Annotated in this window: 18 protein-coding genes; 15 read left to right on the forward strand and 3 right to left on the reverse strand. The window is 45.6% G+C overall.

What is annotated here, in order from left to right; genetic code table 11:
• The first annotated feature begins 3 nt into the window (after positions 1-3).
• From OCV36_RS11895 to OCV36_RS11955, 13 genes are all read left to right on the forward strand, one after another.
• Positions 4-1,392 (forward strand): AMP-binding protein, encoded by a 1,389-nt coding sequence (locus OCV36_RS11895; RefSeq protein ID WP_135455397.1) that lies wholly within the window; start codon positions 4-6, stop codon positions 1,390-1,392.
• A gap of 89 nt (positions 1,393-1,481) precedes the next feature.
• Positions 1,482-1,844, forward strand: coding sequence for an ApeI family dehydratase (locus OCV36_RS11900; RefSeq protein ID WP_017076625.1), 363 nt, complete (start codon positions 1,482-1,484; stop codon positions 1,842-1,844).
• The gene (locus OCV36_RS11905; protein WP_135455399.1) at positions 1,837-3,720 is read left to right on the forward strand and encodes a glycosyltransferase family 2 protein; all 1,884 of its coding nucleotides are present in this window, start codon (positions 1,837-1,839) and stop codon (positions 3,718-3,720) included. The genes OCV36_RS11900 and OCV36_RS11905 overlap by 8 nt, the downstream gene beginning before the upstream one ends.
• The gene (locus OCV36_RS11910; RefSeq protein ID WP_135455401.1) at positions 3,698-5,245 is read left to right on the forward strand and encodes an HAL/PAL/TAL family ammonia-lyase; all 1,548 of its coding nucleotides are present in this window, start codon (positions 3,698-3,700) and stop codon (positions 5,243-5,245) included. The genes OCV36_RS11905 and OCV36_RS11910 overlap by 23 nt, the downstream gene beginning before the upstream one ends.
• A gap of 73 nt (positions 5,246-5,318) precedes the next feature.
• On the forward strand, positions 5,319-5,849 hold the full coding sequence (locus OCV36_RS11915) for an acyl-CoA thioesterase (RefSeq protein ID WP_017076628.1): 531 nt from the start codon (positions 5,319-5,321) through the stop codon (positions 5,847-5,849).
• On the forward strand, positions 5,836-6,534 hold the full coding sequence (locus tag OCV36_RS11920) for a LolA family protein (protein WP_135455404.1): 699 nt from the start codon (positions 5,836-5,838) through the stop codon (positions 6,532-6,534). The genes OCV36_RS11915 and OCV36_RS11920 overlap by 14 nt, the downstream gene beginning before the upstream one ends.
• Positions 6,506-8,878, forward strand: a complete 2,373-nt coding sequence (locus OCV36_RS11925; RefSeq protein ID WP_135455406.1) for an MMPL family transporter — start codon at positions 6,506-6,508, stop codon at positions 8,876-8,878. Before OCV36_RS11920 ends, OCV36_RS11925 begins: the two co-directional genes overlap by 29 nt.
• Positions 8,875-9,498: a DUF3261 domain-containing protein gene (locus tag OCV36_RS11930; RefSeq protein ID WP_135455408.1), complete on the forward strand. Its 624-nt coding sequence runs from the start codon at positions 8,875-8,877 to the stop codon at positions 9,496-9,498. The genes OCV36_RS11925 and OCV36_RS11930 overlap by 4 nt, the downstream gene beginning before the upstream one ends.
• Before the next feature lie 5 nt (positions 9,499-9,503).
• Positions 9,504-10,688 (forward strand): beta-ketoacyl-[acyl-carrier-protein] synthase family protein, encoded by a 1,185-nt coding sequence (locus OCV36_RS11935; protein ID WP_135455410.1) that lies wholly within the window; start codon positions 9,504-9,506, stop codon positions 10,686-10,688.
• Entirely contained in the window at positions 10,681-11,145 is a 465-nt protein-coding gene (locus tag OCV36_RS11940; RefSeq protein ID WP_135455412.1) for a hotdog family protein, read from the forward strand. Before OCV36_RS11935 ends, OCV36_RS11940 begins: the two co-directional genes overlap by 8 nt.
• Positions 11,142-11,867: a 3-ketoacyl-ACP reductase FabG2 gene (locus tag OCV36_RS11945; protein ID WP_135455414.1), complete on the forward strand. Its 726-nt coding sequence runs from the start codon at positions 11,142-11,144 to the stop codon at positions 11,865-11,867. Before OCV36_RS11940 ends, OCV36_RS11945 begins: the two co-directional genes overlap by 4 nt.
• Positions 11,864-13,087, forward strand: a complete 1,224-nt coding sequence (locus OCV36_RS11950; protein WP_135455416.1) for a beta-ketoacyl-ACP synthase — start codon at positions 11,864-11,866, stop codon at positions 13,085-13,087. Before OCV36_RS11945 ends, OCV36_RS11950 begins: the two co-directional genes overlap by 4 nt.
• A gap of 8 nt (positions 13,088-13,095) precedes the next feature.
• On the forward strand, positions 13,096-13,560 hold the full coding sequence (locus OCV36_RS11955; protein WP_135455417.1) for an Sbal_3080 family lipoprotein: 465 nt from the start codon (positions 13,096-13,098) through the stop codon (positions 13,558-13,560).
• A gap of 153 nt (positions 13,561-13,713) precedes the next feature.
• Here the strand turns inward: OCV36_RS11955 and gltX are convergent, their stop codons facing one another.
• Positions 13,714-15,141, reverse strand: coding sequence for a glutamate--tRNA ligase (gene gltX / locus OCV36_RS11960; RefSeq protein WP_054548128.1), 1,428 nt, complete (start codon positions 15,139-15,141; stop codon positions 13,714-13,716).
• 331 nt (positions 15,142-15,472) lie between these two features.
• On the opposite strand from gltX, the gene OCV36_RS11965 reads away from it, so the two are divergent.
• Both OCV36_RS11965 and OCV36_RS11970 read left to right on the forward strand, forming a co-directional pair.
• The gene (locus tag OCV36_RS11965; RefSeq protein WP_135455419.1) at positions 15,473-18,256 is read left to right on the forward strand and encodes a copper-translocating P-type ATPase; all 2,784 of its coding nucleotides are present in this window, start codon (positions 15,473-15,475) and stop codon (positions 18,254-18,256) included.
• Complete coding sequence (locus OCV36_RS11970) at positions 18,246-18,686, forward strand: DUF411 domain-containing protein (RefSeq protein WP_102447590.1); 441 nt, start codon at positions 18,246-18,248, stop codon at positions 18,684-18,686. The genes OCV36_RS11965 and OCV36_RS11970 overlap by 11 nt, the downstream gene beginning before the upstream one ends.
• Positions 18,687-18,932: 246 nt before the next feature.
• On the opposite strand, the gene OCV36_RS11975 is transcribed toward OCV36_RS11970, so the two are convergent.
• Together OCV36_RS11975 and OCV36_RS11980 are read right to left on the reverse strand one after the other, a co-directional pair.
• Entirely contained in the window at positions 18,933-19,646 is a 714-nt protein-coding gene (locus OCV36_RS11975) for an oligogalacturonate-specific porin KdgM family protein (protein ID WP_048615708.1), read from the reverse strand.
• A gap of 534 nt (positions 19,647-20,180) precedes the next feature.
• A complete protein-coding gene (locus tag OCV36_RS11980; protein WP_135455421.1) occupies positions 20,181-22,832 on the reverse strand; it encodes a beta-N-acetylhexosaminidase in 2,652 nt (883 codons plus the stop codon).
• Between the last annotated feature and the right edge of the window lie 12 nt (positions 22,833-22,844).

A 22,844-nucleotide genomic window follows, 5' to 3' on the forward strand; every position in this document is an offset into this window, starting at 1 on the left:
GTTATGACCCAAACCGTCTCTTACACTTCCTTGTCTGCGCTTCTCAGCCAGAACAGATCGCCAGATTCTATTGTCTGCTTTGACGACAATAGCGAGATTACGTGGCAAACATTTAACGACGACTTATCTCGACTCGTAGACCTTTTATCTTCATCCCCTTTTCAACGAGTCGCGATTTGTACCCAAGACAGCTACCTATTTTCTGTGGCCTTTTTGGCATGTACGGTAACCAACAAACACATCATCTTACCAGGTAACTATCAACCTTGTGCACTTGCCGAGTTGAGTGAACACTTTGACTGCCTGTTAGTTGATGACTCTATTGGTGAAGTTGAGGTTAGTGATGTTCGCAATATCCAAAATTTATTGGACTCAAACACGGAGCCAAAACAACCTCTAATCGGTAACCTTACGACCATTGATTTGGCTGAAATCCACTTGACCCTGTTTACTTCAGGTTCAAGTGGTACGCCGAAGGCAATCAATAAAACACTAGAACATCTAGATATAGAAACTGCTCAGCTAGATAAGAACTGGGACAAATTACTCAAGGGTAATCGAGTTCACAGTACGGTTTCACATCAACATCTCTATGGTTTGCTGTTTAGAATCTTATGGCCACTCTGTTCTGGTGTTCCATTTGCTCGAAACAACCTTGAGTACCCTGAGCAGATCCTGTCTCACGCTAACAAACAGAGTGTGCTGATCAGCAGCCCTGCGCTACTCAAACGATTAAAACACGAGACAAAGTCTGCACAGCTAGCTGCTGTGTTCTCTTCCGGTGGCCCTTTACCCACCGAATCGGCTCACCAGTCACGAAGCCTGCTTGGTCATCTACCTATCGAGGTGTTTGGCAGCACAGAAACCGGTGGCATCGCATTTCGTCAGCAAGAGAGCGCTCAAACGCCTTGGCAACTTTTTGACTGTCTTGAGGCTAGTCTCAACAGTGAGAATTGCATTAAGTTATTGTCGCCGTACATCGACAAAAACAACTGGTATCAAACCGCCGATGAGTGCGAAATGGTTTCGGATAATCAATTTATATTGAAAGGCCGAACCGACCGAGTGATCAAGATAGAAGAGAAACGAGTATCACTGGTAGAAGTGGAAAAACGATTAGAACAACTACCCTGGATAACCGAATGTGTCGTCATTCCGTTTGAAGAACCTGAGCGCTTAATCTTAGCTTCTGTTTTAGTATTATCAGAGGAAGGCCAAGCAACTCTCGCCACCATGAGTAAAGGTAAATTCTGGTTGATGCTGCGTTCAGAACTTAGAAAGTGGTTAGAACCGATCGCTATCCCAAGAAAGTATCGTATTGTTGACGAGATTCCACTCAACAGCCAAGGTAAGCGATTAACGTCTCACATCGAACAGCTAATAAAATCATAGAAACCGCTGATCGTATTTTACACTGAGACTGTCTTTTTATATTTTTGTCAGAACACCCATTTTCAGCCCAAGGATTCTAAGCACGCGCTATGGATAAGAGAAAACCAAACGTCATTGATGTTGACACTGCAGAGAAAGAATCGACCCTGACACTCCAAATTACTGGAGACATCACCGATTTTAAGGGGCACTTCAAGAGCTTTCCTATTCTTCCTGGCGTTACACAGATTGATTGGGCACTTCACTACGCAGTTCAAGAGCTAGGTGTCCCTGGTTACTTTAAAGGCATGGAAGTCATCAAGTTCCAAGAGCCGATCCTACCTGACTCCACCATTGTACTGTCACTTAAATGGGAAGCCGATAAAGATAAATTAATCTTCAGTTACACATCGAACAACGGCGAACAAACCCACTCATCAGGAAAAATGAAGCTGGGAGAGAAAAGTGAATAGCGCTCCTGCCGAGGCGGCTTTTCAACAAACGCTAAAAGAAAGCAGCTACAACGCTTGCTTCCTAATCCCGTGCTTTAACCACGGTGCCACCATGCCAGCTGTGGTCTCATCACTTCTTAAGTTCGAACTGCCGATTATTATTGTTGATGATGGAAGTGAACTCGCAACCAAACAGTTTTTGACTCCCCTTGCTGATAACCCAAGCGTAACTCTGGTGACACTTGAGCAGAACCAAGGTAAAGGTGGTGCAGTAAAGGCTGGCATCAAGCGAGCGCAAGAGCTCGGCTTTAGCCACACCATCCAAATTGATGCAGACGGCCAACACGACTTAGATGCCCTGCCCGCATTAATCCAAGCTTCACAAACTAAGCCCCAGCGACTTATCTCTGGTCAACCGGTCTATGACGATAGCGTGCCTAAAGCCAGGCTGTACGGACGCTACGCGACACACATCTGGGTATGGATAGAGACCCTATCTCTGTCGATTAAAGACAGCATGTGCGGCTTTAGAGCGTATCCAATAAACCAAACTCAAACAGTGCTCAACAAGTATGATGTCGGCTCAAGAATGGACTTCGATATCGAGATACTGGTTCGCCTGTATTGGGAAGGCTGCGACATCGACTTTATTGAGACGCGAGTTATTTATCCTGAAAATGGTGTTTCTCATTTCGACGCGCTGTGGGATAACGTAAAAATCAGTTGGATGCACACAAGACTGTTCTTCGGCATGCTGCCGAGAGCACCAAAATTGATTGCTCGTCATTTCAAATCAGATTCCGCCGATAGCTTATCTGCTGCCGAGAGTTTATCTGCAGCTAAGAGTTTGCCAGCTGAAAATAGCCAAGGTTCCTCGGCAAATTCAAAACAGGTACATTCAAAACAGATAAATTCAAAACAGAAAGGTTCAGAGCAACCACACTGGTCACGCACTCAAGAACGCGGAACAGTACTTGGCATCAAACTGTTATTGGCCGTTTATACCTTGTTAGGCCGAGGCGTATTTAATCTGATTTTGCGCGGTGTGATGCGTTACTACCATCTAACGGGCAAACGTGCACGAAACGCCTCAGAACAGTACCTATTTCAGCTTCAGGCATACGCTGAGCAACAAAACATTGAGTTGCCGACTGAATTAACCAGCTATAACCACCTGCTCTCATTTGGCCATACAATGCTAGACAAGTTAGCCGCGTGGAAAGGTGATTTCTCAGCCGATAACCTCACCATACATGGTCAAGAGCAATTTGAGAGCATGGTCGCCAACCAACAAGGTGTGCTAATTCTGGGTTCTCACCTTGGCAATATCGAACTGTGCCGAGCTTTGGGTCGCAGACACTCGAACATCAAAATCAATGCGCTGGTTTTCACCGAACACGCTGAGCGTTTTAATTCGGTAATGAAAGCGGTCAACCCGCAGTCTGATTTAAACCTAATCCAAGTGACCTCAATGGGGCCAGATACCGCTATCTTGTTGCAGCAGAAACTGGAACAAGGCGAGTGGATTGTGATTGTGGGCGATAGAACCTCCACCAGCAAAGAAAGTCGCTCGGTATGGGCTGAGTTCTTGGGTAAAGAAGCCCCCTTTCCTCAAGGGCCATTTATGTTAGCCTCTATACTTAAAGCGCCCGTGTTTCTATTGTTTGGTCTACGTGATGACACTCAATTAAAACCGCACTTTAATGTTTATTTCGAGCATTTTAGCGACAAGATCGAGCTACCAAGAAAGACTCGCGAACAATCTTTACAGCAAGTCGTGCAAAAATACGCAAACCGACTTCAGCACTACACACTGAAAGCACCGCTTCAGTGGTACAACTTTTTTAACTTTTGGACATTGAGCAACCAGCACCATGACGAAAAAGAATCCAAATAGCATCACTTTTGGTGCCGAACGCCTCACTATCGAGGACGTTGTCGCTATCTCACAAGGCGCAAAAGCCTCGATGAACTCAAGTGACGAGTTCACATCAAAAATCGACCGCGGTGTTGCTTTCTTAGAACGCCTTCTAAAAGAAGAAGGCGTAATCTATGGCGTAACAACGGGTTACGGTGACTCATGTACCGTTGCGATCCCGCCGAACCTTGTCGATGAATTACCACTGCATCTAACGCGTTTTCACGGCTGTGGTTTAGGCGAAATTTTGTCTCACGAGCAAGCGCGCGCAGTGTTAGCAACGCGTCTTTGTTCGTTGTCACAAGGTGTGTCTGGTGTGACTCACGATCTGCTCAACCAAATCGTTACCCTGATCAACCAAGATATCTCACCGCGTATTCCTCAAGAAGGCTCTGTCGGCGCCAGTGGCGATCTAACGCCTTTGTCTTATTTGGCAGCAACGCTAATTGGCGAGCGCGATGTTATCTATAAAGGCGAAGTTCGCCCAACCAGTGATGTCTACAAAGAACTAGGCATTAACCCTATCAAGCTTAAGCCCAAAGAAGGCCTAGCGTTGATGAATGGCACGTCAGTGATGACAGCCTTAGCCTGTATCGCCTACAAACGCGCTGAATACCTAACTCAACTGTCGACTAAGATCACGGCAATGGTGTCTGTGGGTATGCAAGGTAATGACTTCCACTTCGATGAAGCGCTGTTTGCAGTGAAGCCTCACCCTGGTCAACAACAAATTGCAGCGTGGTTACGCGACGACCTTCAAGCAGAACGCCCACCTCGCAACAGTGACCGACTGCAAGATCGTTACTCATTGCGTTGTGCTCCACATGTTATCGGTGTCGTTCAAGACTCTCTGCCTTGGCTTCGCCAAATGATTGAGAATGAGCTCAACAGCGCCAACGATAACCCAATTATCGATGGTGATAATGAACGCGTACTGCATGGTGGACACTTCTACGGCGGCCATATTGCCATGGCGATGGATACGTTAAAAACAGCAGTAGCCAACCTTGCGGATCTGCTTGATCGCCAAATGGCACAGTTGATGGATTACAAGTTCAACAACGGACTGCCATTTAACCTAACAGGCGCAGAAGGCGAGCGTAAGCCAATCAACCACGGCTTCAAGGCAGTACAGATCGGTGTTTCGGCTTGGACGGCAGAAGCACTAAAACACACCATGCCAGCAAGCGTGTTCTCTCGTTCTACTGAATGTCACAACCAAGATAAAGTCAGCATGGGTACCATTGCTGCTCGTGATTGTTTACGCGTTTTAGAGCTAACGGAACAAGTGGCAGCAGCATCACTTCTGGCGGGTACACAAGCACTTGAACTTCGTAAACGTCACAATGAGCTTGATGAGCACCACATGAGTGAAAACCTAAAGCACATTCGCGACGAAGTACTCAAAGAGTTTGAGTTTATTGTTGAAGATCGACCGCTTGAAGGCGATCTACGCCACTTCATTGCTCGTATTCAAAGTCAGCACTGGTCACTTTACTCATAGAGTAGCTAACTTCATAAAGTAGTTAACCTCATAAAGTAGCTACCCCTTTACGCAATATTGTTGAGAGCGATTTATGTCTGAAATCCTTCATCCATTACAATCTGAGGTAACTCTAATTACCTCATTCCAAGATGCCGACCCGATGGGCGTGATCTATCACGGCAACTACTTCCGGTTTTTTGAAGAAGTAAGGCGCATCATGATGGATAAGATTGAGTACAACTATCATGAGATGAAGGATTCCGGCTACATGTGGCCGATCATCGACACGCGTGTAAAGTACATTAAAGCGATCCCTTTTAATCATCAGATCAAGGTATCAGCTAAGCTGACCGAGTGGGAAAATCGCTTGCGTGTTGACTACGAGATTCACGATGCCAACACTGGAGCTCGTATGACGCGAGCTCATACCATGCAGGTTGCGGTGACCATTGAAGAACAAGAAATGTGTTTTGCTTCGCCGAAAATATTTACCGATAAAATCGATCATTGGCACCAATTTGGCTGTTTGCCACAATCAAACACCACTCAATCAAATAATCCGCTATCCGATCAATCTCAAGCAACTAACACACAGCAGCAGGTGAAACATGAGTCTGTTTAAACACGGACGTAAGCAAATCAGCATCGCACTACTAGGGCTTGCCTCTGTGATGGCGAGTAGCTTTGTTATTGCTAATGAAAGTACAGCTACGGTTGGCTCTGTTTCAGATCTTCAAACAGTATTAAGTGCAAACAACATCGTGCGTGGAGAGTTTACTCAAACACGCAATATGGAAATGTTCGCTCAGCCTTTAACATCACAAGGTGCTTTCCTGTTAGACAAATCGAATGGTTTACTTTGGACACAAGCGACACCCTTCCCTGTGAGCTTGGTGCTAACCGACAACAAACTGAGCCAAAGGTTTGCTGATCAACCAGCTAAGATCATCACCGACCAAGAAAACCCAATGGCGTTTTATTTCAGCCATATATTCCTAGCGGTGTTCCACGGTGATACTCAAAAACTCCAAGAGCAGTTCTCACTGTCATTTGAACCTGCGACTGAGCAAAGCTCAGATGAAAGTGCAAATGAAAGCACAGAGGGTACGTCATGGACGCTCACTCTAAAGCCCAAAAGTGCGCCAATGAATGCGGTATTTGAAGCCATCACACTACAAGGTAACAACGATATTGAACGCATTGAGCTGAAAGAGATTCGTGGAGACAGCACAGTGATCGAATTTAGCCAGCTAAGCCATCAACCGGAAGTATTATCAGATGCTGAAGCGCAACAATTCCAACTCTAGCCTTGCCCTTATTTGGCTTGTTGTCGTGGTGCTATTTAGCGGACTGTTAATCAAACAGTTCGCTTTTTCTTCTTCAGTACCGATTGAAAGCAACATTATGAAATTGCTGCCAGAAAACCAGCAAGATCCTATGGTAGAACAAGCCTTTCAACAGATTTCCAACTCGATGAGTGAGCAAGTCGTCTTCATAATAAGTGGCTCTGATATCGAACATGCCACCGCTGCCACTAATGCTTTTGAAAAAGCCCTCAACCAAAGAGCGTTCTCCAGTCAGCCAACTCTTTTTAAGCACGTGCAAGGCAAAATCAACGCCAGCACTCAAAGCCAATGGAGCGATTTCTATTTTCGTCATCGGGCTCAACTGTTGACCGTTCAACAAAAAGAAACACTGGTACACTCGCCCGAATCTCGCGCTCAACATGTAATTCAGTCGTTATACAATCCATTTTCAGGCGTCACTGCAGCCGAACTGACACTCGATCCTTTTTTGTTATTTCGAGACTACATCAGCGCCGTTGGTACTCGTTCGAGTAACTTTAGCCTTAAAGAGGGCTACCTAACGGCGCAATCGCAAGCTCAGTCACACATTTTGGTTACCGCAACCTTGGCTGGCTCTCCCTATAGCTTGGCTATTCAAGAGCAACTTCCGGCACTTGACGCTTTAGAGCGAGACATAGAGAAGCAATTTGACGTCAAAGTTCAGCATACTGGCGTGGTTTTCTACGCTAATTACGGCACTCAAAGTGCAAAATCTGAGATCAGCACCATTGGTTTAGGATCGTTAGCTGGCGTTATTCTGTTGGTGTGGCTGACATTTCGTAGCGCCCTACCACTTGCTTTATCACTACTTTCAATCAGTACTGGATTACTGGTTGCACTCGCGAGCACCGTCGCTATCTTCGGCAAAATTCACTTGTTCAGCTTAGTGTTCGGCGCCAGTTTGATCGGCGTATCAATCGATTACTCTTTTCACTTCCTTACCGATCGCTTAGCGGCAGGAAGTAAATGGCAAAGTAAAAAAGGGTTGCAGCATATCCTTATTGCGATCAGTTTAGGGCTTATTACTAGCTTGATTGGCTATCTAGGCTTACTTGTTGCACCTTTCCCAGGCTTACAACAACTTGCTTTGTTCTCGTCAATTGGACTCATTGCAGCTTACGCCAGTGTAGTGTGTTGGTACCCCGCTTTAGCGGCGAAACCAAGTCAGGAACGTCCACTCCCCCTAGCGAAGCTTTGGCATAGTTGGTTGAGTGTATGGAGCAAGCCAAAATTCAGAATAGGCTTACCGTTAACGGTGACTGTCGTTAGCCTAATGTCACTCAGTCAAATTCGTTACGACGACGATATACGCCAACTTCAGGCAATGCCAGAGCAACTCAAACAGCAAGAGCAAGCCATCACTGAGATTTCAGGATTAGGCAGTGGTCAAAATATGCTGTTGGTGACTGCGAAAAGTAATCAAGCATTACTGAAAAAATTGGCATTGATCACCTCTGAATTAGATTCATTGATCGAGAAGCGAAGCATCTCAGGATATCGCAGCGTCAATCAACACCTGCCAAGTGAACATGAGCAAAATGAAAACTATCTGCTAGTGAAACAGCTCTACGCTAATCAGAGCTCAACATTACAAACCACATTAGGTTGGTCGAGTTTCCCTGAGCTTCCTAACTATGAACCAATAACAGTTGATGGTTTTTTAGCATCACCAGTATCAGAACCCATTCGTCCTCTTTGGTTGAGGCCGATAGATGGACAAGCTGCGTCTGTTATTTTAATCAAAGATGTCACTGACTCAGAGCTGTTCTCTCAATGGCTTGGTTCAGATTTTGCTCAGCAACAAGATGTTAAGTTCCTCAATAAGGCCGATGAAATATCGTCGCTTTTTGCTGAATACAGAGTCAAGATCACCGAACTATTATTAATAGCATTGGCAGCCATTGGAATGGTTTTAGGTTGGCGCTATGGCGTAAAACAAAGCCTGTTGATGCTGTTACCGTCTTTAATTGCGGGAATCGCAGGGCTAGCGATCACCGGCGTTTTAGGTTCGACCTTAAACCTATTTAACTTATTGGGTCTGATTCTGATTCTAGGGATTGGCATCGACTACACCCTTTTCTTTGCTGAGCAGAAGAAATCACTGAGCACCTTGTTAGCCATTACCTTGTCTGGCCTCACGACGCTGCTTTCATTTGGTTTACTGTCACTAAGTCAGACTCATGCCATTCATAGCTTCGGTGTTACCGTCTTAACGGGTATTTTTGTGGCGTGGTTGCTTTCTCCACTCGCAATCAATACAGAGAAAGCCGCAAGAAAACCAAAACCTCATGAGGCTTTTAGATGAAAAATACAATACAGATAACGCTGGGCGTTGTATTGGGTTTACTACTCAGTGCCTGTTCAATGGTTTCTCAGCAGCCGACTGGCGCAAGTGTGTCTATCGATAATGACACCGAATTAGCCTTACCTTTGCCTTCTGAGCTTGGATACTCATTTACGGCGAGCCAGTTGATTAACGCGACCTGGCAAAACGAGACTCAACAACTTCCTGTCCAAGTTGAAGTGACACCAGATAAAGTGGTGTTAGCTGGTTTTTCATCTTGGGGTACTCGAATTTTGTCACTGCAGTACCAAAACCAAGTGATTGATACACAGGTTTTATCTGGCCTTGGGGCGACCCTGCCGCAACCCGAACAGGTGCTATTTAATTTAATGCTGACCCTATGGCCAGTTGAAGCGTGGACTCAACCTTTAGAAAGTATCGGCTGGCACTTGGTCGACACAGAAAACAGCCGCACAGTGTTTGACGATAACCAACAGGCAATCATTCGAATTGATTACCAAGCGGATTCCGGATCTGACAAAACTCGCGGCGATATTGTTTTCACGCATTTGACCCAAGGCTATACCATCACTATACAAACGTTGAACTCAACGATTGTCGACAACCCAAGTAAGAGCTGAACACTATGCCTATTTACATCCAATACTGTGGTTTCCACTCGGCGCTAGGCTCAAGCGTTGCTGAAATTCACGACTGCCTTACAAATGAGCACCGCTCGAACATGGTTGAAGTGGACGATATGCTGAATGACGGCAAGTCGACTGTCGTTGGTAAGGTAGCGGGCGATCTGCCTGAAATTCCTCAGCACCTTGCCGAATACGCTACTCGTAATAACCAGCTCGCGTTATCGGCCCTAAACCAAATCAAAGATTCTATCGAGCAAGCAAAATTACAATTTGGCTCGGATAAAGTTGCTGTTGTTATAGGCACTAGCACCTCAGGTATTTCTGATGGCGAAGCGGCTTTCAAACATAAATTGACACACGATGAGTTTCCTGAGCATTACCATTACTCGAAACAAGAGCTTGGCAATACTTCTGAGTTCGTCAGCCAGTACTGCGCGATAACGGGGCCAAGTTATGCAATCTCGACGGCTTGCTCATCAAGTGGCCGTGTATTTCTCACCGCCGAGCGACTGTTAGACTCCGGCATGGCCGATGCTGTTTTGGTTGGAGGTGTCGATACCTTATGTAAACTTACGCTCAATGGCTTCCATGGCCTTGAAGCGCTTTCAACGACACATTGTCAGCCTTTTAGTACTTCTAGAGATGGTATTAATATCGGAGAAGCCGCCGCATTTATGCTGCTTAGCAAAATAAAACCATCGAACAACTTACCCAATATTGCTCTGTTAGGTTGTGGTGATAGTTCTGATGCGCACCATATATCAGCCCCTCACCCTGAAGGAAATGGCGCAGAACACGCCATGAGAAAGGCACTGAACGCTGCACAGCTAACAGCAGAGGACATCGGCTATATCAATGCCCATGGCACCGCTACGCCTCTCAATGACTCAATGGAAAGCAAAGCCATTCATCGTATTTTTGCAAACAAGGTTCCCGTCAGTTCCACCAAGCCACTCACCGGGCATACTCTTGGAGCCGCGAGTGCGATAGAAGCAGCAATAGCATGGCATATTTTAAAATATGACTTACCGCTTCCCTTACAAAAATGTCAGGATAAAGCTGAGGATATTGAGATTGATTTGGTAAACTGTGCCCAGAAACTTAAAGTAAAGAACATCTTAAGCAACTCTTTTGCTTTTGGTGGCAACAACATTAGCCTGATTTTTGGTGTAGTAAATGACTGATATCCCTTCTGTAGACCAACTCCTCCCACATGATGACCCGATGATATTAATCGATCGTGCTATCAGCGTAGAGGCGTTATCGATTCACTGCCAAGTGGATATTGGAGCACATAACCTGTTCTTTAACGCAGACACTCAAACCGTACCCGCTTATGTTGGTATCGAGTTTATGGCGCAGTCGGTTGCCGCTTGGTCTGGATACCACGCGATAAAAAACGGCACCACTCCACCCATCGGGTTCTTACTGGGTTCTCGTCGTTACAAATCACTTTGTGACCAATTTTATCAAGGACAAACCCTTGATATCTACGCCGAGCAACTGATGCAAGACAGTGGCATGGCCGTGTTTACCGCCAGAGTCGAAGACCAAGGCGAATTGGTGGCTCAATGCCAACTTAATGTCTATGTGCCAACTGAACAAAAATTACAAGAAATGAAAACTAGGAGCCCATCATGACCCGTCAGGTTTTAGTCACTGGTGCCAGTAAAGGCATTGGTAAAGCGATCGCTATTCAACTCGCAAAAGACGGATTTGAAATCGCCGTTCATTACATGGGTGACAAGCAAGGTGCCGAAGATACCTTAAAGTCGATCACTGAATTGGGTGGCGCAGGACGTCTGATCCAATTCGATATCAGCAATCGCAGTGAATGCCGTGAAACGCTTGAATCAGATATAGCTGAACATGGCGCTTACTATGGTGTAGTAAATAACGCGGGCATTACTCGTGATACGGCCTTCCCTGCCATGACGGAAGAAGAGTGGGATGGCGTGATCCATACCAATCTCGACAGCTTCTACAACGTACTTCACCCGTGCGTAATGCCTATGGTTCAAAAGCGTAAAGGCGGTCGAATCGTCACTTTGGCGTCAGTATCAGGCATCATGGGCAACCGTGGCCAAACTAACTATGCCGCAGCAAAAGCGGGCGTAATTGGCGCAACTAAGTCTCTTGCTCTTGAGCTCCCAAAACGCAAGATCACGGTAAACTGTGTTGCTCCAGGCTTAATCGATACCGGTATGGTTGATGAGCTCGTGAAAGATCACGCTCTACCTCAAGTTCCACTGCGCCGCATGGGCGAGCCAGAAGAAGTGGCTGGCCTAGTCAGCTACCTAATGTCTGATATTGCAGGCTACGTCACTCGCCAAGTAATTTCAGTCAATGGAGGCTTAGTATGACCCACCGCGTTGTTGTAACTGGCATGTCTGGTGTTACTGCCTTTGGTAATGATTGGCAGCACATCGAGCCAAAACTGAAAGCGTGTGAAAATGCCACTCAATATATGCCAAGTTTTGAGCAATACGATGGCCTCAACACTAAACTAGCTGCGCCTATTGATGGCTTCCAATTACCAAAACACTACAAACGTAAACAGGTACGAGGCATGGGTCGGGTTTCTCGCTTAGCCACTGTCGCGACTGAAGATGCTTTAACACAAGCCGGGGTGATTGAACATGATGTTCTAACTAACGGAGAAACGGGCATTGCCTACGGGTCTTCAACCGGCAGTACTGATGCCGTAGGTGCGTTTGGTGTGATGCTTAACGAGAAATCGACACGAGCAATCACAGCAACTACCTATGTTCAAATGATGCCACACACTGCCGCGGTCAACGTTGGACTGTTCTTTGGCTTGCGCGGACGCGTGATTCCCACCAGCAGTGCCTGCACTTCAGGAAGCCAAGCGATTGGTTACGCTTATGAAGCGATCAAACACGGCTACCAAACCGTGATGGTTGCTGGTGGTGGTGAAGAACTATGCCCAACTGAGTCTGCCGTTTTCGATACCCTTTTTGCTACCAGTTTAAAAAACGACACACCAGAAAAATCCCCTAGCCCTTACGACAGTGAGCGCGATGGTCTAGTCATCGGTGAAGGCGCTGGTACGCTTGTGCTCGAAGAGTATGAACATGCCGTCGCTCGCGGCGCAAAGATCTACGCTGAGATTGTCGGCTTTGCCAGCAACTGCGATGCGGCTCATGTGACCCAACCTCAAATGGAAACCATGCAAGTTTGTATGGAGAAAGCACTCAAAGACGCGCAACTTCCGGCTGAAAAGATCGGTTATGTTTCTGCTCACGGTACTGCAACTGAAAAAGGCGATATTGCAGAAAGTAATGCTACAGCGAACATTTTCGGCGAAGTGCCAATCAGTTCATTGAAAAGCTACTTTGGTCATACGCTTGGTGCGTGTGGTGCAATTGAAGCTTGGTTAAGCCTAGAGATGATGCATTCAGGCTGGTTCAGTCCAACATTGAACCTTGAAAACATTGACGAACGCTGCGGTAAACTTGATTACATAACGGGCTCAGGCCGCGAACTGGATGTTGAATACCTAATGAGCAACAACTTTGCCTTTGGCGGGATCAACACTTCCATCATCTTCAAAAAAATCTAGGATAGATAATGAAAAACTGGTTAGTTGTTGCTGTTGTCTTTTTACTCGCAGGTTGCAGTGCTCCGAAGTATTCGGGCAATGCACTTCCTGAAGCAAACAACATCGAAAATATCACGATCGTGGAAGATGTAAAAACGCGCAGCATTTTCCTCGATTCCATGCTCGACTGGTGCCTGAACAATCAGGTGAAATGTAAAGTCGTTGCAGACGGTTCAGAACATAACCCAGAGGATATTACGCTTGATTACGTCTCTCGTTGGAGTTGGGATTTCAGAACCTTTGTGGCAGACGCTAAGATCTCAGCTTATCAAGATCAACAGCGCGTAGGCAACGTAGAATTTAAAGCACCTAATAGCGGCAATTTATCAAAGTTTGGCGACGATATGGAACGCATTAAAGCGATGATGGATATCTTGTTCGATAAGAAAACAGCGGCTCAAGCGACCCAACTGATTGCTGACGACAAGCTATAACGAATCCAGTTCTGATCAGCAGAGTTCGGATCGACAAAGCTCTAATCGAAAAAGTTCTAATCGGCAAAGCTCTAAGCGACGAAGCTCAAGACAAATAAAAAGGGTCAGTAACCAAGTTACTGACCCTTTTTTGTGAATCTAGCAATCGCTCAATTAAGCGTTAGCTTCACGCTCAGCGATGAACTCAAGAGCCATCTTGATACGAGCGATTACGCGCTCTTTACCAACAAGCTCCATTACTGCATCAACAGAAGGAGACTGACCGCCACCTGTTACTGCTACGCGAAGTGGCATACCGATTTTACCCATGCCGATCTCTAGCTCTTCACATACTGCTGCAATCACACCATCTTTGATGTTTGCAGTAGTGAAATCTTCAAGTGCTTCAACCTTAGCAAGAGCAAGCTCTAGTGGGCCTTTAGCAACACCACGTAGGTGCTTCTTCGCTGCGCCAGCTTCAAACTCAGAGAAATCTTCGTAGAAGTAACGAGACTGCTCAGCAAGTTCGATAAGCGTATTACAACGCTCGCCAACTAGCTTGATCACTTCAGTGATCGCTGGGCCGTTTGTTGTATCGATCTTCTGTGCGTCTAGGTGCCATTGCAGGTATTTTGCAACATACTCAGGCTCAGAAGTCTTGATGTAATGGTTGTTCAACCAAAGTAGCTTTTCAGTGTTGAATGCAGATGCAGACTTGCTGATTGCTTTAAGGCTGAAGAACTCAATCATCTCTTCTTGAGAGAAGATCTCTTGGTCACCGTGAGACCAACCTAAACGAACTAGGTAGTTGTTCAGCGCATTTGGTAGGTAACCTTCGTCGCGGTATTGCATTACAGAAACAGCACCGTGACGCTTAGAAAGTTTCGCACCGTCATCACCAAGAATCATTGCACAGTGAGCGAAAGTTGGGACTGGCGCGCCTAGTGCTTCATAGATGTTGATTTGACGAGGTGTGTTGTTGATGTGGTCTTCACCACGAACAACGTGTGTAATACCCATATCCCAGTCATCCACTACAACCACGAAGTTGTATGTTGGTGCGCCGTCTGTACGACGAATGATTAGGTCATCAAGTTGGCTGTTAGAGATTTCAATGCGACCACGGATTTGGTCATCAAATACTACACTGCCTTCTTTAGGGTTACGGAAACGGATAACGCATGCATCACCTTCTTTTGCTGCTTCGTTTGCTGCAACAATTTTAGGGTGGTTAGCATCGTAACGAGCCATTTCTTTGTTTTCTTCTTGTACTGCACGAATCTCATCAAGCAGTTCTTTAGACGCGTAGCATTTGAATGCTTTGTCTTCAGCAAGTAGCTTATCAACCATTTCGTTGTAACGGTCAAAACGCTTAGATTGGTAGTAAGGACCTTCATCCCATTCCATACCCATCCATTGCATGCCTTCTAGAATTGCATCAACCGCTTCTTGAGAGTTACGCTCAAGGTCCGTGTCTTCGATACGAAGAACGAATTCACCACCTTGGTTCTTAGCGAATAGCCAAGAGTAAAGTGCAGTACGTGCACCACCAACGTGAAGATAGCCAGTTGGGCTAGGAGCAAAACGAGTTTTAACCGTCATTTAAATACCTTGATTATGTAGGTGATTCTTTTAGTGGGGTCTATTACAAAGTCTGTAATAGCCAAATATCACTAAATTTTGGGCGCTATTTTATCACCACCGCTTAAATCTACAATCAATAGTGAATGATTAATGCGCTGTTGTTGTACGAAAGCGAGTGTAGAAAGGCTAAATTCAGCTTCGATATAGCAAATCTATAGCCTGAGCCAATAAATTATAGCCACGCTTTTCTTTAACTCACGCTTATTTCATCAACGTACCCCACCCATTCATATGCCACCAAGATCAATTTTTTAAATTTATGTTTGACCTTACCCTTACGGTAAGGTTTATGTTGGGTGTAGATGAGAATTGGAGTATCGATATGAACCATTACACTACCGCACTCAACGGCCTAAATTGCATGGGTTGCGCGAAGAAAGTCCGCACCCTGTTTGATGATTTCGATAACACGACGATCAACGACATATCGCCGACGTACATCGATATTTCGACTCCTTTTAGCCACGTTGAACTCAACGAACAGTTAGCGACCCTTAGTTATTCCATGGGTAATTCGATGCATCTATCATTATCAGGACTCAGCTGTGGTAAGTGCGTGAGCAAACTGACTCAAGCGCTTGAGCAGACCGAGCAAATATCAGACCTAGAAATCAGCAAATATGAATTGTCGTTGGTTACTTTGCTTGCAGAATCAGAGCTTATTGCGCTGATCGAAAGCGTGGGTTATCACGCGACTCCCTACTCTGAAGTTAATGACCTTTTATCGAGTTCAGATTCAAAAGAAGATAAAAAACCAGCGCCCGTAGAACCGACACAAGCTAAACCTGCTGCTAGCCAATATACCTATCACCTTGTTCTTGAAGGAATGACATGTGCGAGTTGCGTTTCTTCGGTAGAGAAAGCGTTGAAAAAGAATGAGTTCGTCGACCAAGCTCAGATCAACCTCGCTGAACAGACAGCCTTGGTCTTCACGTCTAAAACACGTGACGTCATCGAGAACGCTCTCATAGAATCGGTAAAAACCGCAGGTTATGGTGCGGAGTTCGTTGATGACGCGGCGACTCAACAACAAAAACAGCAAGAACAACAACTTCGTACCCAAAAAGCTTTCCTAAAGAATTCAGTAAGCGCGCTGCTTATCGGTGCTCCACTGATGGCGTGGGGTCTGTTTGGTGGCAACATGACTATTGCTACATTTAACGACCAATTGGCTTGGGGATTGGTTGGTGTGGTCTGTTTGATACTGCTTGCGACCTCGGGACGCAGCTTCTTCACGAATGCTTGGCAGTCTCTCATGCATAAGCGTGCGACCATGGATACCTTGGTCGCTTTAGGCACGGGTGCAGCATGGTTCTATTCAATGCTGGTTGTACTGATTCCATCATGGTTCCCAGAACCATCGCGTCATGTCTATTTTGAAGCAAGTGCAATGATTATCGGCCTTATCTCTTTAGGACACTACATTGAAGCCAAAGCCAAAGCACGCACCACCAAATCTTTACAGGCACTGATTAACTTACAGCCTCAAAAAGCCGTGGTTATCGTCGATGGTAAAGAACAGACCATCGCCGTCGAAGCCATTCAAGTCGGTATGCAAGTGCGTGTAAAACCGGGAGAAAAAGTCCCTGTCGATGGCGTTGTGGTTTCGGGTGAATCCTACATCGATGAATCAATGCTGACCGGCGAACCGCTTCCCAACGTTAAATTGATTAATGATGGCGTTTCAGCAGGTACCATTAATGGTGATGGCAGCTTAGTGATTGAAGCGACTGGAATTGGCTCAAGCACCATGCTGGCTCGAATCATTCAGATGGTTCGCCAAGCACAAAGCAGCAAACCTGCGATTGCTAAGCTTGCCGATTCTATCTCGGCCGTGTTCGTACCTGTTGTGGTCGCAATCGCCGCCATTGCCGCCTTAGTTTGGTTTCTTGTTGGCCCGCAACCTAGTGCAAGTTACATGCTCGTGGTATCAACCACTGTACTGATCATCGCCTGTCCATGTGCCTTGGGCCTAGCAACGCCGCTCTCAATTACTGTCGGCGTTGGCAAAGCAGCAGAGTTTGGCGTCTTGATCAAAGATGCTGATGTGTTGCAATCTGCCAGTAAAATCGATGCCGTCGTGTTTGATAAAACAGGCACCCTGACCCAAGGTAAGCCAACCGTTCAGCAAGCCTTTTATGGCGATTTACCAGAGCAAGAACTGCTGGCTTACGCCTATTCGGTAGAGGTAGGGTCAGAACACCCCCTAGCGAAAGCCGTCTGCCAATATGCAGAAAGCTTACAAGTTTCGGCACTACCCCATAGCGAATTCGAAAACCAACGAGGGTTAGGAGTACAAGCAATAATTAACGGCAAGAACGTTCAAGCCGGCTCACTTAAGTACCTCACTCAACTTGGCATTGAGACTGAAATTGGCGCGGACTTTATTGAGCTTTGCCGCTCACAGGCATGGACACCAATCTTCGTTGTAATCGATCAAAAACTGGAAGGCATATTTGGTATTTCAGACGCATTAAAAATAGATAGCAAGCAAGCCATTGCTCAACTAAAATCCGCCGGAATTCACACCGTGCTATTAACAGGCGACAACGATTCTGTTGCTCAAGCGATAGGTAAAAGCGTCGGTATCGACGAGGTTATCTCGGAAGTACTTCCAGAGCAGAAAGCTCAACATATTGTTCAGCTTCAACAACAATATAAGAGCGTTGCCATGGTTGGAGATGGTATTAACGACGCGCCAGCACTGGCTCAGGCGGATATAGGTATAGCAATGGGCAGTGGCAGCGATGTCGCAATCGAGAGTGCGCAAATGACACTACTCAACTCATCGCCATTATCAGTTAGCAACGCGATCGAGCTATCCCAAGCTACAGTTAGAAACATGAAGCAAAACCTATTTGGTGCCTTTATCTATAACTCGCTTGGTATTCCGATAGCGGCTGGTGTGCTCTACCCATTCTTTGGATTTTTGCTAAGCCCTGTCGTTGCAGGCGCTGCGATGGCAATGTCGTCAATTACGGTAGTAAGCAATGCCAACAGGCTGAGACTGTTCAAGCCCACTCATTCTAATATCAACAAAAATCATATTCATGAGGTTCACCATGATTCGTAAAGTTATGACTCTTACTGCACTCGCCGCTATTTCAGGACAAGCGTTAGCTACTGATGTTCTAAACCACAAATCACCATACTGCGGCTGCTGCACAGCATGGACTGAACATATGCAAGATGCCGGGTTCGATGTCACAGAGAAGCTCCACGATGACATGAATCCAATCAAACAAAAGCTAGGTGTAACGCCAGAGCTTGCTTCTTGCCACACGGCAGAGATCGACGGTTACGTATTTGAAGGGCACATTCCAGCAGAAGACGTGAAAGCCTTTTTAGAAAACCCACCACGTAATGCGATTGGCTTGGCTGTTCCTGGCATGCCAATGGGCTCTCCGGGCATGGAGCATGGCGATAAGAAAGACGAGTATTCTGTGTACGCGTTTAACGAGAAAGGTCAGGTGTTTGAATACCGTCATTACAATGGTAATTAGAACGTAAAGAGACGGGCACAAAGCAATATTTAAAAAGCCATGAAAATAGAGCCTAGCATTAGGTAAACCCAAGACTGTGGTTTACTTGCTAGGCTCTTTGCTTTTGGACAGTAAAGCAAATCTTGTAGCGGTACCAACCGGGCTGTTAGTGCTGCTATGTTTTCGTCGCTAGTCAACAAAAAACTAATGAACGAATAAGCTCACTTGGCTAATAATCGAATCGACTAAATAGCCAAGTGAATCGGCTTAGAAGCCGTAAGAAGCGCCAAATACGAATGCGTTGTTCTGCTTAGAAGCACCGTTTGCGAAATCTACACCGTTAGCTTGGCTACGGAACTCAAAGTAAGGTTGAACACCTTGACGAGTCCATGTTGCACGTAACTCGTGGTCCATCGCTTCTGCATCAATCATGTATACGTTGTTGTAGCTAAGCGCTAGGTCTGCATTCACTGTGTAAGCAATGCGGTTATCCATGCGGTAGTCTGTGTCAGCATTAGCAGAAGTATCATCGATGTGTGCACGAGTACGGTTGCTAATAGAGATACCGTTATCGAAGTTGTAGCCGATCTTAACTAATGGACGGAACTGAATGCTCTCACCCGCAGAGAATAGATGTTGGTAACCAGCAGCTACCCATAATTTATCAGTAATATTGAAAGATTGCTCACCACCGACAGTGATGCCAGGAGTATTGTTACCTGTTGTTGGTGCACCACCAGTTTCAGCTGAAGTCAGGCCTTCAAGCTCACCCAATTGGATGCCATCAAACTCAGAGTAAACCGTGAAGCCGCCTAGAGAGTTGTCAAACGTGTGACCAGCTTCTAGCGTAGAAGTCATATCAGAACCGTGGATACGGCCGTCATCGTGAATTTGAATGTTACCTGTTACGTAAGAAGAACCAGCGAAAGCACTAGAAGCGAAAGCAAGAGAAAGAGCACTTAGAGCGATAATTTTTTTCATAGTAAACTGCCTTAGTTTGATTTTTCAGCGGCACATCTTCGGTACATCATTCACCTTCACCGCTTGAGTAGTTGGTAGCCTCCCTGGCATGAAATCTATGTTGCTCGAATTAATTTGCGTTTCAAAATAAAAGAGTGGACAGAGTGATCTCTCTCACTATCAAAAAAGAACAAGTTATTTAACACATTAAAATCAGTCACTTAAAAACATAAAAATTGATAAAAAACTCAAGACGCAAAAACGTACAGATCAAGATCACATTATTTTACGACGCAAAATTAGATTCGGTTAGTTCAATCACATCTGATTTAGAGTTTTTTATAGGGGACTTATTTTTTGAAGAGAATAATGAGAAGCCCGTCACTTTTGCGACGAAACTCACCTTATGTGCATTGTTGACGATATAAACAAAGACGGTTTCTATATGTTTCAGTTTAAGAGAAAGACTTAACTCGCCTTAAACAAAAAGAGCTCCCGCTTTTTATCTAAGTAAGATAATAGCTAGAGAGCCCTTTTGTTAATGTTGCTTATCGATTATTTAACCGAAGTAACTCGGCTTACTCTCTCGCCACTTTCAGAGATAGATCGGATGTACGTTTCGCTTGAAACCGAAGGACGTTGCTGCTCATCATAAGTCAGCCAGTTTTCACCATCAGCAGAGTATTGCAGCTCTACACCTGGGAATTGTACGTTCATCGCTAGCTTGCCATCAACAACCTGAGCGCCCGGTACTGGTAGTCGGTAATCAATACCTGCTTTCTCAAGTTTCGCCAGTTCACGTTGACCAACAATATTCGCGAAGCGATTAAAGTCGCTGTTTAAATCCTGCTTATTCACTAGGTTTGATTCTTGAGAATATTCAACGCCCACTTTATAGTCGTTTTCCCAATCCGCTCTGTGCCATGCTCTTTCTGCTGCAGCAAGAACGCGAGGGAATACCATGTATTCATATTGCTCATCAGTACGTACTGTTTCAGACCAAAGTTGCGCCGACAAACCATAGAAATGTTTCGCTTCAATTTCACCTTTACCACTGAAGCCATTGCCGTCACGGTCTAGTGATGTTTCTGCATTTTGTGGCATGTTTTCTGGTGCGAAACCAAACATCTTACGAGTATCGGTTGCACGAGTTGCCCAGTAGTAACCACGCTCTGCAGCATCGACTTCGTATGGCATATCCATGTACACATAGTCTGGGTTAGAAACAATCACGTCATAACCTTTTGCTGACCAGTCGTATACAGATGAAGTGCCGCCCCAGTAAAGAACGTCCCAGAAGTTAACGCGCGTACTTTCTGTTGCAAATGCTTCCTCGCCTTCGCTGTATTTCAGGCCATCTTGCCATGCTTGGAAGTGTGGAATACCTTTATCAGCAACAATCTTAGATACCTGCTCTGCAAAGTGACTTGGCAGGTGACCAAAATCGCTCACAGTACCATCAGCGATCAAAGACTGACACTGTGGAGATTGTTGGAATGGCTTGTCTTGCTTAGCCAAGTCAATGTTACCTTTCCATGCCACTTTATCTTCTGCATTAACATCTTGTAAGCCAGCACCTAACTTGATGTTTTTCGCTTCATCGCCGCCAAAGTGCCAAGTCGTTAGTGGAACGCCCGCTTCTTGGTGCATTGCCGCCACTTCAGAGATCACTTTATCGACAAAATGAGTTGAAGATTCCATACATGGGTTAATGAAACTTTGCTTATCGTAGAACTGAACCGTGGTTACGTTCGATGTATCTTGTGGATCCATCAAGCGGTATTCGTTCGCTTCCGCTTCTTTACCTTCCGCCATTAGGCGAGTGTAACGCGCTTCCATTGATACCACAGCAGAACGAGCGTGTGCTGGCATATCAATTTCTGGGATTACTTCGATGCTGCGCGCTTTTGCGTAGCTTAAGATCTCGACGTAATCCGCTTTACTAAAGAAACCAGAGCCAAAGTTGTCTGTTGTTGGACCTGAACCTAGCTGAGGCAGTAAACAGCTTTGCTCTTCCAAATCAAAACAACGATTAGACCCTACATCCGTTAGCTCTGGTAAACCTGGGATTTCTAAACGCCAGCCTTCATCATCTGTTAAGTGAAGGTGAAGTTTATTCATCTTGTAGGCCGCCATTTGATCTAGCGTTGCTAGGATGGCATCTTTTGAGTGGAAGTTTCGAGCAACATCAACCATCACACCACGGTAATCGAAACGTGGCGCATCTTTGATCGACAGTTGTAGTAATGATTCAGCGTTCTGACTGTCTATTAGGCCAAAAATAGACTGAACGGCGTAGAAAGCACCTGTTTTATCAAACGCTTTAATCGCAATCCCCTCTTCCGAGATGCTTAGTTCATAAGCGCCAGATTTCGCCAAATCACCCGTAAACTGAGTAGGAACAACAGCAACACTAACAGGTAGGTCGCCACTCACATCTACGTTTACCACATCTGCACGTTCTTCAATTGCAGCGAACTGCTCAGCATCAAATGCCTCTTTCGGTAGTGCAATACCACCAGCAATGCTCACTGAACCTTCGCCCGCTTCTACCGACATCGGTGTTGGTAGTAGAGTTGTTGATACATCTTGTGTTGCTAGATCAGCATTCTTTTCAAAGCGAGTAACCGCGGTTGCCATTACATTGTTGTCATCAGGAGTGCGCTTAAGGTTGTTTCCTTCCAAACCGGTCACAAACGACGCGACATCTTCAGTATTCAATGAAGCAATCATCTTAGGTTCTGCGTTTGGCGCGGTTACGAATGCACCCGGCATAAAGTCGGTTTCAAACAGTTGCCAATATTCACTCGTCAACGGAAGAATCACTTCTTCACCAGCGGCAAAACCATCGAACTTATCTGTAGGCTCTAGTTTGTGTAGGTCACCCGTTACACGAGTGATTTTAAATTGTTCGTTATCAACATCTAAAATAAGGCGAATACTGTGGAAGTAGATAGTCCAATCTTTCGAGTCAATCGCTTCACCGTCATTGGTCAGGGTCATGTTCACTTTGTTACATGACGCCCATTCAGCACCTAACTCCTGACAAGCCATACCTTCATTCGCACCGTGATTGGTTAGAATTTCATATTGCACATCAAGGTTATCAGCCAGTGCATTAACAACCTGTTGCTCAGGTGCTTGCGTTACGGCACAACCCGATAAACCAGCTAATACCGCGACAGATAGTAAGTTTCTTTTCAACATCGTATTCACCCA

It is taken from the genome of Vibrio echinoideorum, from assembly GCF_024347455.1.
Taxonomy (GTDB): Bacteria; Pseudomonadota; Gammaproteobacteria; order Enterobacterales; family Vibrionaceae; genus Vibrio; species Vibrio echinoideorum.